Here is a 14,104-nt window from a genome sequence, read left to right as displayed (position 1 = left end):
TGGAGTCTTTCACTGTGCAACTGACGGAAATCATCGAAACCACGGTCTCGGGCCTGGGTTACGAACTTGTTGAAATCGAGCGCGCGGGAGGCGGTTTGCTGCGTATCTCGATCGACCAGCCCGCCGGAATCGCGATTGAAGACTGTGAAAAAGTCACACGTCAGCTTCAGTATCTGTTCGAAGTGGAGAATATCGATTACTCGCGTCTTGAAGTCGGGTCGCCGGGTCTCGATCGTCCGCTCAAGAAATTGGCGGATTTCGAACGCTTCGCGGGCAGCGAAGCCACCATTACATTGAAGAAGCCGCTGGACGGGCGCAAGTCGTACCGGGGCATCCTGCATGCACCGAACGGCGAGTCGATCGGTTTGGAATTTGAAGGGAAGGACGGCGGCGCTGCGATGCTCGATTTCACGCTCGCAGACCTCGATAAAGCACGTCTCGTCCCCAAAGTTGACTTTAGGAGCCGCAAACAATGAGTCGCGAAGTTTTGATGCTGGCGGATGCGCTGGCGCGCGAAAAGAACGTCAACAAGGACGTGGTGTACGCAGCGCTCGAAGCAGCGCTTGCTTCGGCAACGAAGAAGCTGTTCGAGGAAGATGTGGACATCCGCGTGGCGATCGACCGTGAAAGCGGCGAGCACGAGACGTTCCGCCGCTGGAAAGTGGTGCCGGACGAAGCGGGTCTTCAGGAGCCGGACCAGGAAATCCTGTTGTTCGAAGCGAAGGAAGAAAAGCCCGACGCGGAAATCGATGAATACATTGAGCAACCCATTCCGTCCATCGAGTTCGGCCGGATTGGTGCGCAGGCTGCGAAGCAGGTGATTCTCCAGAAGGTTCGAGACGCCGAGCGCGAGCAGATCCTGAACGACTTCCTGGAACGCGGCGAAAAGATCATGACCGGCGCGGTCAAGCGTCTGGACAAGGGTAATTTCATCGTCGAATCGGGCCGTGTCGAAGCGTTGCTGCGCCGTGACCAGTTGATTCCTAAGGAAAACCTGCGGGTCGGCGACCGGGTTCGCGCTTATATCGCGAAGGTCGACCGCACCGCACGCGGCCCGCAGATCGAACTCTCGCGCACGGCGCCCGAGTTCCTGATGAAACTGTTCGAAATGGAAGTGCCGGAAATCGAGCAGGGGCTGCTCGAAATCAAGGCGGCTGCGCGCGATCCTGGCGTGCGTGCGAAAATCGGGGTGATCGCTTATGACAAGCGTATCGACCCGATTGGTACGTGCGTCGGAATTCGCGGTTCGCGGGTGCAGGCGGTGCGCAACGAGCTCGGTGGCGAGAACGTCGACATCGTGCTATGGTCGGAAGATCCCGCCCAGTTCGTGATCGGTGCTCTCGCGCCGGCTGCCGTACAGTCGATCGTCGTCGATGAAGAAAAACATTCGATGGACGTCGTCGTGGACGAGAATGAACTGGCGGTCGCCATCGGCCGTAGCGGCCAGAACGTGCGTCTTGCCAGCGAGCTGACCGGCTGGCAGATCAACATCATGACGCCGGACGAGTCCGCGCTGAAGCAGAACGAAGAGCGTGGCACGTTGCGCGGCCTGTTCATGGCGCGTCTCGACGTCGACGAGGAAGTCGCTGACATTCTCATCGACGAAGGCTTTACCAGCCTCGAAGAGATCGCCTATGTGCCGCTCAACGAAATGCTCGAAATCGAAGCCTTCGACGAAGACACCGTTCACGAACTGCGTAACCGCGCTCGTGACGCACTTCTGACAATGGCGATTGCGAATGAAGAGAAGGTCGAAGGCGTTGCGCTCGACCTGAAGAGCCTCGAAGGCATGACCGACGAGTTGTTTTCGAAGCTTGAAGAACATCAAGTCCGGACACGCGACGATCTCGCGGAGCTGGCCGTAGATGAGCTGGTCGAGATGACCAGTATTGAAGAGGATGCCGCTAAGGCGTTGATCATGAAAGCACGTGAACACTGGTTCCAGTGAGAAATGACCATGGCGCACTGATATATCGCGGCCGGCTGGCCGCATGACCCCGATCAAACAGCAGGGAATTTGTCCTTGCATCAAGAGGAATGAATGGCGAGTAACAACGTAGCCCAATTTGCCGCGGAACTCAAAATGCCTGCGGGCGTCCTGCTCGAGCAGTTGCAGGCGGCTGGCGTCACGAAAGCGAGCGAGGATGACGATTTGTCCGAGACGGACAAGTCGCGCCTGCTCGAACACTTGCGCAAGTCGCACGGTTCCGCCGATGCCGACAAACGCAAGATCACTTTGACCCGCCGGCATACGTCGGAAATCAAACAGTCCGACTCTACGGGTAAAGCTCGCACCATTCAGGTCGAGGTCCGCAAGAAGCGCGTGTTCGTGCAGCGCGATCAGAGCGGTGCCGAACAGGTAGCCGAAGGTGCGAACCACGTCGAAGACGAAGTGGATGAAGCCGAATTGCAGCGTCGCGATGAAGAAGCGCGCCATGCTGCCGAGCTGCTTGAAAAAGAAGCGCTTGAACTGAAGGAACGCCAGGAGCGCTTCGAGCGCGAAGAGGCGGAGCGTGTTGCGCGCGAAGCGGCGGCAGAAGCCGAACGCCGCCGCGCTGAGGAAGAAGAAGCGAAACGTGCTGCCGCGCAAGCGGAAGCCGCCGAGATCTCGCGTGCTGCGGCGACTGCTCGTCAGGATACGCGTACCGAATCGAAGACGGAAAACGTGGCTGACGAACCTGTGAAAGCTGAAGCGGCTGCGCCGCAAGTCGATGAGAAGGCCGCCGCCGAGCGCGCCGCTCAACGCGAAGCTGCGAAGAAGGCAGAAGACGCTGCACGTGCCGCGACTGAAAAGGCGCGTGCCGAGCACGATCAGATTGCGAAGCGCCGTGCCGCGGCTGAAGCCGAAGCCCGCGCCATCCGCGAAATGATGAATACCCCGCGCAAGGCCCAGCAGGCGAAGCCGCCCGAGCCGACTCCGGCTGCCGTGGCTGCTGCGGCGGCTGCCGCCAAGGTGGCGGAAGGCGTGAAGGCTGCCGAAGCCAAGGGCACGCTGCACAAACCGGCGCGTCCGGAAGGCTCGGCACCGGCACGTCCTGCAGCGGCGAAAAAGCCTGCTGCCGGCGCACCGGCTACGGCTGCACCGTCGCTCGGACCGGACAAGAAGAAGGCCGGTGGCAAGAGCAGCTGGCAGGACGATGCAGCCAAGCGTCGCGGCATCAAGACGCGTGGCGACACCAGCGGCGGCGTAGACCGTGGCTGGCGCGGCGGCCCGAAGGGTCGTGGCAAGCATCAGGACCAGACCAACTTCCAGGCGCCGACGGAACCAGTGGTGCGCGAAGTGCACGTGCCGGAAACGGTATCGGTGGCGGATCTGGCGCACAAGATGTCGGTGAAGGCTTCGGAAGTCATCAAGGTGATGATGAAGCTGGGCCAGATGGTCACGATCAACCAGGTGCTGGATCAGGAAACCGCGATGATCGTCGTGGAAGAACTGGGTCACAGCGCGGTTGCGGCCAAGCTGGACGATCCGGAAGCGTTGCTGGTCGAAGGCGAAACGCAGGAAGAAGTGGGCGAACGCCTGCCGCGTCCTCCGGTGGTCACGGTCATGGGTCACGTCGACCACGGCAAGACCTCGCTGCTTGACTACATTCGCCGTGCGAAGGTTGCATCGGGCGAAGCGGGTGGGATTACGCAGCACATCGGCGCTTACCACGTGGAAACACCGCGCGGCGTGATCACGTTCCTGGACACGCCGGGTCACGAAGCCTTTACGGCCATGCGTGCCCGCGGTGCGAAGGCAACGGACATCGTGATTCTGGTGGTCGCTGCAGACGACGGCGTGATGCCGCAAACGAAGGAAGCCATCGCTCATGCGAAGGCGGGTGGCGTGCCTATCGTCGTGGCGATCAACAAGATCGACAAGCCGGGTGCCGCTTCCGAGCGCGTGAAGCAGGAACTGGTCGCTGAAGGCGTCGTGCCGGAAGAGTACGGTGGTGATTCGCCGTTCATCGAAGTGTCGGCGAAGACGGGTGTCGGTATCGACAGCTTGCTGGAAAACCTGTCGCTGCAAGCGGAAGTCATGGAACTCAAGGCGCCTATCGATGCACCCGCCAAGGGCCTCGTGATCGAAGCAAAGCTCGACAAGGGCAAGGGCCCGGTTGCAACGATCCTGGTGACATCGGGTACGTTGAATCGTGGCGACATCGTGCTGGCAGGTACGGCTTTCGGGCGCGTCCGGGCCATGCTCGACGAAACCGGCAAGCCGATCAAGTCGGCGGGTCCGTCGATTCCGGTCGAAATTCAAGGCCTTTCGGAAGTGCCGGGCGCGGGTGAAGAAGTCATGGTCCTGCCGGACGAACGCAAGGCGCGTGAAATCGCCTTGTTCCGTCAAGGCAAGTTCCGCGACGTCAAGCTGGCAAAGCAGCAAGCCGCGAAGCTGGAAAACATGCTGGAGTCCATGACGGAAGGCAACGTGCAGAACCTGCCGTTGATCGTCAAGGCCGACGTGCAAGGTTCCCAGGAAGCGCTGGTGCAGTCGTTGCAGAAGCTCTCGACCAACGAAGTGCGCGTGCAGATCGTACACAGCGCAGTTGGCGCGATCAGCGAGTCGGACGTCAATCTGGCGACGGCGTCGAAGGCGGTCATCATCGGCTTCAACACGCGTGCGGATGCTCAGGCTCGCAAGGTGGCGGAGTCGAACGGTATCGACATTCGTTACTACAACATCATCTATGACGCTGTGGATGAAGTGAAAGCGGCAATGTCGGGCATGCTCTCGCCGGAGAAGCGCGAAGTCATCACGGGTATGGTCGAGGTTCGTCAGATCATCCGTGTGCCGAAGATCGGCGCGATCGCGGGTTGTATGGTGACCGACGGCGTGGTCAAGCGGAACTCGATGGTTCGCGTGTTGCGCAACAACGTGGTTGTCCACACGGGCGAGATCGATTCGCTCAAGCGCTTCAAGGACGACGCCAAGGAAGTTCGCCAGGGCTTCGAGTGCGGTATCTCGCTGAAGAACTACAACGACATGGTCGAGGGTGACCAGTTCGAGATCTTCGAAGTGACCGAAGTCGCACGTACGCTATAAAAGATTCACCGCTGGACTCGAGGGCGGAGTGGGCTTCACGCCCGCTCCGCCCTTTTTATTTGCGGCGTCCGGCGATACACACATTATCGGAAATATCATGGCCAAGAAACGTACTTCCCCTAACCGCAACGTGCAGATTGCGGATCAGATCCAGCGCGATCTCGCCGAGCTGGTGCGCGACGTGAAGGACCCGCGCATCGGCATGGTGACCTTTCAGAGCGTCGAACTGACGCCCGACTACGCGCATGCAAAGGTGTATTTCACGACGCTCACCGGCGACCCGAAGGAAACCGAAGCTGGCCTGAATCACGCAGCGGGCCATTTGCACAACCTGCTATTCAAGCGCCTGCATATCCATACGGTGCCGACGCTGCATTTCCACTACGACCAGACCGTCGTGCGCGCGGTGGAAATGTCGAAGCTGATCGACGAAGCGAATTCCACACGCGCCAAGGACGACGAAGAGCCTGAGCAAGACGAAAAGGGCGCTTGATCGATGAACGGTTCCGCTCGTCCGAAGATCCCGCGTCGTCTGCTCGACGGCGTGTTGCTGCTCGACAAACCCCTCGGCCTTTCCAGCAACGACGCGCTGATTCGCGCCAAGCGAATTTATCTGGCGAAAAAAGCCGGGCATACCGGCACGCTCGATCCGCTCGCGACCGGTTTGTTGCCGCTGTGCTTTGGCGAGGCGACGAAGTTTTCGCAGGATCTGCTCGAAGCCGATAAAACCTACGAAGCCACCATGCGCCTCGGCGTTCGCACGACCACGGGCGACGCGGAAGGCGAGGCGCTGGAAACGCGCGAGGTCACCTGCGACGAAGCCGCGATCCATGCGGCAATGACCGGTTTCCGCGGCGACATCACGCAAATTCCGCCGATGTATTCAGCGCTCAAACGCGACGGCAAGCCTTTGTACGAATACGCGCGAGCGGGGCAAACCGTCGAGCGCGAAGCGCGCAACGTGACCATCCTCGCGCTGGAGATGATCGCGTGCGCGTTGCCGAACGTGACGTTTCGCGTGACGTGCAGCAAGGGCACGTATGTACGCACGCTTGCTGAGGATATCGGTGAAAAACTCGGGTGTGGGGCGCATCTGATAGCGCTGCGGCGCACGGGCGTCGGCACGTTGACGCTCGAAAACGCTGTGACGCTGGATACGCTTTCGGAGGCAACGCCCGAACAACGCGATAGCTGGCTGCAACCGGTCGATGCGCTGCTGTCGACATTTCCGGCCGTTCTTCTCGACGCCGATGCCAGCCGCCGCTTCACGCAAGGTCAGCGGCTCAAGCTCGCGGATATCAGCGACGCGCCGGCGAATGCGGATCGTGTGCGCGTATATTCGCGCGACGAACACCGTCTGCTGGGCGTGGCTCGAGCCGGCGAGGGCGTGCTGGCGCCGGAACGGCTGGTGGTATCGGCGGGATGAGAAAAGCCACGGCATGCCGTGGCTTTTTCACATGAATCAAACCGGTTTTAATGTGCCGCCGAAGCCGCCGCGGCCGAATCCCCGCCGCCCGAGCGCTCGGGTTTAGTGATCCAGATCAGCGCAATCAACGCGACAAAAATCGCCGCCGATATATAGAACAGATCGTTCACGCCCAGTTGCGCGGCCTGCTGGGTCGCCATGCTGTTGAACAGCCCATACCCTTGTTCCTTGCTGAACCCGGCCGCGCCGAACTGCTGCATGGACGCGTTGAAGTTCGGGTTGTACAGGTTGGCCTGCTCGACAAGCTGCGCGTGGTGCACGTTCGACCGGTGATCCCATGCTGTGGAGAATATCGATGTCCCGATGCCGCCGCACATGATCCGCACGAAGTTCGATAACCCCGACGCCGCTGGAATCCGGTTGCCTGGCAAGCCCGACAACGTGATCGAGACCAGCGGAATAAAGAACCCCGCCATGCCGATGCCCTGAATCACCGTGGGCAGCATCAGCGTGAACGTATCGACGCCCGTGGTGTAGCGCGAGCGCATCCAGAACACCAGCGCGAACACAAGAAAGGCGCCCGTTGCGATCTTGCGCGGATCGATACGTGGCAGGAACTTCCCGACCACGGGCGAGAGCAGGACCGCGAACAACCCGACTGGCGCGAGGACCAGGCCGGCGTCGGTAGCGGTGTAGCCAATATCGGTTTGCAACCACAGCGGCAACAACACGAGGTTGCCGAAGTACAGCCCATAGCCAATCGCCAGCGCGATCGTGCCGCCCGTGAAATTGCGCAGCTTGAAGAGCGAAAGATCGACGACCGGATGTTCCTCGGTCAGTTCCCACACAATGAAGAACGCCAGCGCGATGACCGCGATCAATGTCAGCACCACGATGGTAGTGGAATTGAACCAGTCGAGGTCCTTGCCTTTGTCGAGCATGACCTGCAGCGAACCCACCCAGATCACGAGCAGGCTTAACCCCACTGTATCGATAGGCGCCTTGCGGATCACCGAATCGCGTTCCCGGAAGATCGCAAACGTGGCGATCGCGGCAACGATGCCCACCGGAATGTTGACGTAGAAAATCCACGGCCACGAGATGTTGTCGGAGATCCAGCCGCCCAGGATCGGGCCGGCAACAGGCGCAATCAGCGTGGTCATCGACCACATGGAAAGCGCCATGGGCGCCTTTGCTCGCGGGTAACTGGCGAGCAGCAAGGTTTGGGAAAGCGGGATCATCGGGCCGGCGACCGCGCCTTGCAGCACGCGGGCGGCGAGCAGGAAGGGCAGGGTGGGCGCGAGCCCGCAGAGCCACGACGCAATCACGAACAGCACGATCGACGTCATGAACAAGCGCACTTGCCCGAAGCGCTGGGTGAGCCAGCCGGTGAGCGGCACGGAGATCGCGTTGGCGACCGCGAACGACGTGATCACCCACGTGCCCTGATCCGACGATACCCCGAGGTCACCGGATATCGACGGGATGGAGACGTTTGCGATCGATGTATCGAGCACGTTCATGAACACCGCGAGCGACACCGCGATCGTCCCGATCACGAGTTTCGCGCCTTGCAGCGGCGGATGAACGGCGTTGGGTTGAGACATAAGAACGGTTCCGGAAAACTTTGAAGAGCGCTTACATCAGCTTCGCGAGGTCTTGCCTGGTCGCGGGCTGAACGTTTTCCTTCGATGTCTTCTGCGAGCCGCCGCCCGTACCCGGCCCCGACGTGCCTTCGTTCGCGGCGATGATGCGCGCGATTTCAGCGTCGGCCTGATCGCCGTACTTGGCGAACACATCGGTCTGGTACACGGTGTTGGGCGCCGTGCCAAGCTGGCCGCCGTTCTCGTCCTTGATCGTCACGTCCACGTTCATCGACAAACCGATGCGCAGCGGATGCTTTTCAAGTTCCTGCGGGTCGAGCGCGATACGGACCGGCAGGCGCTGCACGACCTTGATCCAGTTGCCAGTCGCGTTTTGCGCCGGCAAGAGCGAGAACGCGGAGCCCGTTCCGGCGGAGAAGCCGATCACCTTGCCGTGGAACACGACCCCTGATCCGTACACGTCAGCCGTGAGTTCAACCGGCTGTCCGATGCGCATATGCGTGAGCTGCACTTCCTTGAAATTGGCATCGATCCATACGCCATTCAGCGGCACGATCGCCATCAGCGGATTGCCCGGCGACACGCGCTGGCCGACCTGCACCGAACGCTTCGCGACATAACCCGTCACCGGCGCGGGCATGGTGTTGCGCGCAAAGTTGATGTACGAATCGCGGACCTTGGCGGCGGCCGACAGCACGTTCGGATGATTTGCGATGGTCGTGTTCGAAGTCAGCGAACGGTTCGCCTGCAACTCCTGCTGCGCCGCATTCAGCGAAGCCTGCGCGCCGCGCACGGCGTCACGCGCGTGGGAGATTTCCTCGCCCGAGATCGCGCCGGTCTGCGCAATCGTCAAGCGGCGGCGCAGGTCATCCTGGGCACGCGACAAATCCGACTGACGCAGCGCGACCTGCGCCTGGTATTGATTGTCGTTGACGAACAGCGTGCGGACCTGGCGCACCGTCTGCGCAAGATTCGCTTCGGCCTGATCGAGCGCGACTTTCGAATCCGCCGGATCGAGTACGACGAGCGGATCGCCCATCTTCACGGTTTGCGTGTCGTCGGCATTCACCGAGATCACCGTGCCGACCACTTGCGGCGTGATCTGCACGATGTTGCCGTTGACATAAGCGTCGTCGGTGCTTTCGTGAAAACGCGCGACGAGGAAGTAGTACAGCCCGTATGCAACGGCTGCGATGATCACGACCAGCACGATCAGCGACATCAGCACGCGGCGCTTCGTGTTGCTGGTTTTAGGCGCCGGTGCTGCTGCGGCGTTTTGTTGAGAGTCGCTCATGAATGGCTCCGTATTCCCTGTCTCGAGTTGCTGCTAATCGATTCGATTTGGTTTGATTCAGTCGGCGGTCTTCGCCGCGACCGATGCGGTTTTCGACGTTTGCCCGTCGATGGCAAGGTTGGTGTCGGCGGCATCGAAACCTCCGCCCAGCGCCTTGATCAGGCCGATCTGGAGATCGCGGCGCCTCATCCGCAGGTTCGTCACGGTTTGCTCGTTCGACAACCGGTTCTGGTCGGCGGTGAGCACCTGCAGTTGTGGCGACAAGCCGGCCTTGTACCGGATCACGGCGAGCTGGTAGGCGTGCGAGGAAGCGTCGAGGGCGCGCGTGGCATCGCTCGTTTGCTGATCGACCGAGCGAATCGATGCGATCTGCGTCGCCACATCGTTCAGCGCATTGATCAGCGTCTGGTTGTAGTTCGCGACGTCGAGATCGAAGTCCGCGTAACGGCCCTTCAACTGCGCGCGCAGCGCGCCGGCGTCGAAGATCGGCAAATGGATGGCCGGCCCTGCGTTGAACTGACGGCTGCTCGAAGTGAAGAAGCGGCCCCAGCCAAAGGCATCGAAGCCCGCTGCCACCGACAGATTGATGTCGGGGAAAAACTCGGCCTTGGCTTCCTTTACATCCGATGTCGCCGCTTCCACCTGCCAGCGCGCCGCGACAATATCCGGCCGGCGCGCGATCAGGTCGGCCGGCACGTTGTCCGGCAGCGCGACTTCGATCTTCGAGTTCAGCACCGGGTTCGCAATTTTCAAGCCGCGATCCGGGCCCTGGCCGAGCAGCGCGCCGAGCTGATAGCGCGTGGTCGTGATCTGGCCGTCGAGCTCGGACAGGTTCGTCTGGCTCGTCGCAATATTGCCTTCGGCCGTGCGGATTTCGACGTTGGTATCGAGTCCGGCGCTCACGCGGCCGTTCGTGATCCGGCCTACGTCGGAGCGGTTTGCGATCTCGCGCTGTGCAACGTCGCGCAGGGCATAGAGCAGTGCGAGCTGGTTATACGTCTGCGCAACCGATGCCGCCAGCGTCACGCGGGCTTGCTGCATGTCGGCCTCGGCGGCCTTCTGCTGCGACACCGCCTGATTCAGCCGCGAGCGGTTCTTGCCCCACAGGTCCAGGTCCCACGAAGCGCTCACGAGCGCATTGTTCTCGCTATACCAGCTGCCGCCGTACGGAGGCGGGTACAGCCCGTTTGCCGAATAGAGCTCGCGACTCCACGAATACGAGCCGTTCACTTTCGGGAAAAGGCCCGCACGTGAGCTTTCTATATAGGACGATGCCTTCGCGATCCGGGCTTGCGCCTGCGCGATCGATGGATTGCCCGCCAGCGCTTCGTCGATGAGCTGAGGCAATTGCGGATCGCCGAATTGCTTCGCCCAGTCGAGCGACGGCCACTGGCCGCCTTGCGACGGCACGCTTTGCGTGGCCTGCAGTGCGTCGTTCTGTGGCGCGGTGATCTGCTTGTCGCTGCTGATGCCGGCGTAATTGGCACAACCCGCGAGCACGAACACGGCTGCGGCCAGCGCGCTGCGTTTCATTGTTATCGTAGACGCCGCGAAGACAGGCGCGGACGAATAAGGGAGTTTCATCGCTCGACTCTCAGAGATGATATGTAAAGATGGACGCAGCAACCATTTCTTTCAGTTTTATTACCCGGAAAGGGCGGTCGCCGATGTGCGTCGTCAAGATAGGAACCCGGATTCAGGAGAACACGCTCGCTTGGTCAGGAGGATGCTTTCGGCGTTGAGCTTTCGTATCCGCTGATCAGTGCGATGGCGGCAGGATCGCCCGAATTGAGCAGGATCCGGCGCAACATGCTTTTCAGAAAACCGACTTCCTCGGGAGTGAAACCGCCGAGAAGCTTGTCCAGCACTTTCGTGAAAATAGCCGGTATCTGCCCCGCGAGTTCGCGGCCTTCAGGCGTCAGCGCGAGTCGCACGACCCGCCTGTCTTCCTCGCTGCGCACGCGCGTGATCAGTCCGCGCTTCTCCAGCCGGTCGATCAGGCGTGTAACCGCGCTTGCATCAATGCCATATTCGCGCGCAAGGTCCGCTGCGGCCAGATTGCGGCCGCTCGCAAGCATGAACATGATGCTGGCTTGGGTGCTGGTGATGCCGAGGTCAGCCATGGTGAGCTGCGTCACGTTGTTCCAGAGCGTCGAGCGAACCCGGCTTAGCAGGTAGCCGACGCTCTCGCAAAGTACGTAATTGGCAATTTCTGGAACCGGCTGATGGACGTCGCTCATGGATACTCGTGCGCTTGCAATAATTGACTATGCAAGATTATAGGAGGCGTTTCGTTGACGCGGCAAGTACTTTCAGATTCCTCCTAATGCGCTTGTGAGATGCCGACTGTTGTTATTTTGAGATTTGATTGCGCTCGCCAGGGGCCTGACAGCGGGACTTGACGGCGATTTTCGGCTGTCCCGAAATAGGAAAACGAGGGGAAAAGGCTTCCGGGTTTCGTCCTATTGCTTAACAGGGCGGAAGAGGACACGCCGCCGTGCTACAATCTTGGGTTCCCATCGCGCCGAGTGCGGGGAAGTGGATTTGTCTTCAGGTTCGTTCCACGGCTAATAGCTAGCTTGCACCCACGGCGCTCAACTATCTGTACAAGCTCCTCAAGCTCCTATGACCCGCGCCCTTCGCAACATTGCCATCATTGCCCACGTCGACCACGGCAAGACCACGCTCGTCGACCAATTGCTCCGCCAGACCGCCACGTTCCGAGAGAACCAGGCTGTGGTCGAGCGCGTGATGGACTCGAACGACATCGAAAAGGAACGTGGCATCACGATCCTTTCGAAGAACTGCGCGGTCGAGTACGAAGGCACGCACATCAATATCGTGGACACGCCGGGACACGCCGACTTCGGCGGTGAAGTCGAACGCGTGCTGTCCATGGTCGACTCGGTGTTGTTGCTGGTCGACGCCGTCGAAGGTCCGATGCCGCAAACGCGCTTCGTGACAAAGAAGGCGCTGGCGCTCGGCCTCAAGCCTATCGTTGTGATCAACAAGGTCGACCGGCCGGGCGCGCGGATCGACTGGGTGATCAACCAGACGTTCGACCTGTTCGACAAGCTGGGCGCCACGGAAGAACAACTCGATTTCCCGATCGTCTACGCGTCGGGCCTGAATGGTTATGCCGGACTGAACCCGGACGTGCGCGAAGGCGACATGCGTCCGCTGTTCGACGCCGTGCTGGAACACGTTCCGGTTCGCCCGGCGGATCCGGACGCGCCGTTGCAACTCCAGATCACCTCGCTCGACTTTTCGTCGTATGTCGGCCGTATCGGCATTGGCCGGATCACGCGCGGTCGCATCAAGCCGGGCATGGCTGTCGCCGTGCGCACGGGTGCTGACGGCCCAATCCTGAACCGCAAGATCAATCAGGTCCTGTCGTTCAAGGGCCTGGAGCGCGTCCAGGTTGAAGAGGCTGAAGCCGGCGACATCGTGCTGATCAACGGTATTGAAGAAATCGGCATAGGCGTGACCATTTGCGCCGTGGATACCCCGGAAGCGTTGCCCATGATTACCGTGGACGAACCCACGCTGACCATGAACTTCCTGGTGAACTCGTCACCGCTGGCCGGTCGCGAAGGCAAGTTCGTCACGAGCCGTCAGATCCGCGACCGCCTGATGAAGGAATTGAACCACAACGTCGCACTGCGTGTGAATGAAACCGGTGACGAAACCACGTTCGAAGTGATGGGCCGTGGCGAACTGCACCTGACCATTCTCGTGGAAAACATGCGTCGTGAAGGCTATGAGCTCGCCGTGTCGCGTCCGCGCGTGGTGATGACGGAAGTCGACGGCGTGAAGCATGAGCCGTATGAAAACCTGACCGTCGACATGGAAGACGCAAACCAGGGCGGCGTGATGGAAGAGCTGGGCCGTCGCAAGGGCGAAATGCTCGACATGGCGTCGGACGGCCGTGGCCGTACGCGTCTTGAGTACCGTATCTCGGCACGTGGCCTGATCGGCTTCCAGTCGGAATTCCTGACGCTCACGCGCGGCACTGGCCTGATGAGCCACACGTTCGATTCGTATCAGCCGGTGAAGGAAGGCGGTGTTGGCGAGCGTCGTAACGGCGTGCTGATTTCGCAGGACGACGGTGCTGCTGTCGCCTACGCATTGTGGAAGTTGCAGGATCGCGGCCGCATGTTCGTTTCGCCGGGTGATGCGCTTTATGAAGGCATGATCATCGGCATTCATAGCCGTGACAACGATCTGGTTGTGAACCCGATCAAGGGCAAGCAACTGACCAACGTGCGTTCGTCGGGAACGGACGAAGCGGTGCGCCTCGTGCCGCCGATCCAGATGTCGCTGGAATACGCGGTTGAATTCATCGATGACGACGAACTGGTCGAAGTCACGCCGCAATCCATCCGTCTGCGCAAGCGCTACCTGAAGGAACACGAGCGTCGCAGCGCCAGCCGCAAGGGCGCAGTGGACTGATCCAGTCCGTTGACGTGCGAAGAGAAAAGCCACCCTTGGGTGGCTTTTCTATTGCGCCGCAACTTCCATTGACATGTGTCCCTTATTCGCGAAAGGTCCTCGAAAGCCCGCCGGACAAGCTTTCCGGGCGCGACCATCGGCGCGTCGAATTAATGATATGTGCTATGCTAACGGATGCATTGCCAGTTTTAGGTCCTTCCAAGCAGACTTGATTCGCGCAATCCGCTAAACGGTCAGGCCGTGTTGCGGAAGGTTGAGTAACCCGCTATTTCTCGAGAAACTCGAAGAAAGGTGAGCGT

10 protein-coding genes are annotated in these 14,104 nt (G+C 60.5%); 6 read left to right on the top strand and 4 right to left on the bottom strand.

The features are described 5' to 3' along the window. Positions 1-14: 14 nt before the first annotated feature. The 5 genes from rimP to truB all read left to right on the top strand — a co-directional run bounded on the left by rimP (position 15) and on the right by truB (position 6,455). Positions 15-476, top strand: a complete 462-nt coding sequence (gene rimP, locus AX768_RS08830) for a ribosome maturation factor RimP (RefSeq protein WP_062000892.1) — start codon at positions 15-17, stop codon at positions 474-476. After that, positions 473-1,948 (top strand): transcription termination factor NusA, encoded by a 1,476-nt coding sequence (gene nusA / locus AX768_RS08825; protein ID WP_061999640.1) that lies wholly within the window; start codon positions 473-475, stop codon positions 1,946-1,948. Before rimP ends, nusA begins: the two co-directional genes overlap by 4 nt. A 93-nt stretch (positions 1,949-2,041) precedes the next feature. Beyond that, complete coding sequence (infB, locus tag AX768_RS08820) at positions 2,042-5,029, top strand: translation initiation factor IF-2 (protein ID WP_061999639.1); 2,988 nt, start codon at positions 2,042-2,044, stop codon at positions 5,027-5,029. 97 nt (positions 5,030-5,126) lie between these two features. After that, on the top strand, positions 5,127-5,522 hold the full coding sequence (gene rbfA, locus AX768_RS08815; protein WP_062000891.1) for a 30S ribosome-binding factor RbfA: 396 nt from the start codon (positions 5,127-5,129) through the stop codon (positions 5,520-5,522). 3 nt (positions 5,523-5,525) lie between these two features. Further along, positions 5,526-6,455: a tRNA pseudouridine(55) synthase TruB gene (gene truB, locus AX768_RS08810; protein WP_061999638.1), complete on the top strand. Its 930-nt coding sequence runs from the start codon at positions 5,526-5,528 to the stop codon at positions 6,453-6,455. 47 nt (positions 6,456-6,502) lie between these two features. On the opposite strand, the gene AX768_RS08805 is transcribed toward truB, so the two are convergent. The 4 genes from AX768_RS08805 to AX768_RS08790 form a co-directional block, all read right to left on the bottom strand. Next, a complete protein-coding gene (locus AX768_RS08805) occupies positions 6,503-8,062 on the bottom strand; it encodes a DHA2 family efflux MFS transporter permease subunit (protein ID WP_061999637.1) in 1,560 nt (519 codons plus the stop codon). 31 nt (positions 8,063-8,093) lie between these two features. Further along, entirely contained in the window at positions 8,094-9,353 is a 1,260-nt protein-coding gene (locus AX768_RS08800) for an EmrA/EmrK family multidrug efflux transporter periplasmic adaptor subunit (protein ID WP_061999636.1), read from the bottom strand. Between the two features lie 57 nt (positions 9,354-9,410). Then, entirely contained in the window at positions 9,411-10,937 is a 1,527-nt protein-coding gene (locus AX768_RS08795) for an efflux transporter outer membrane subunit (protein WP_061999635.1), read from the bottom strand. 134 nt (positions 10,938-11,071) lie between these two features. After that, positions 11,072-11,593 carry a MarR family winged helix-turn-helix transcriptional regulator gene (locus AX768_RS08790; protein WP_061999634.1) on the bottom strand — a complete coding sequence of 174 codons (522 nt, stop codon included), beginning with the start codon at positions 11,591-11,593 and terminating at the stop codon, positions 11,072-11,074. 385 nt (positions 11,594-11,978) lie between these two features. Between AX768_RS08790 and typA the strand changes: the two genes are divergently transcribed. Further along, positions 11,979-13,805: a translational GTPase TypA gene (gene typA, locus AX768_RS08785; protein ID WP_061999633.1), complete on the top strand. Its 1,827-nt coding sequence runs from the start codon at positions 11,979-11,981 to the stop codon at positions 13,803-13,805. Positions 13,806-14,104: the final 299 nt, after the last annotated feature.

The sequence above is a fragment of the Burkholderia sp. PAMC 28687 genome (assembly GCF_001577465.1).
GTDB lineage: Bacteria > Pseudomonadota > Gammaproteobacteria > Burkholderiales > Burkholderiaceae > Caballeronia.
Note: the sequence above shows the minus strand (reverse complement) of the source record. Positions and strands in the feature narration are given on the sequence as shown.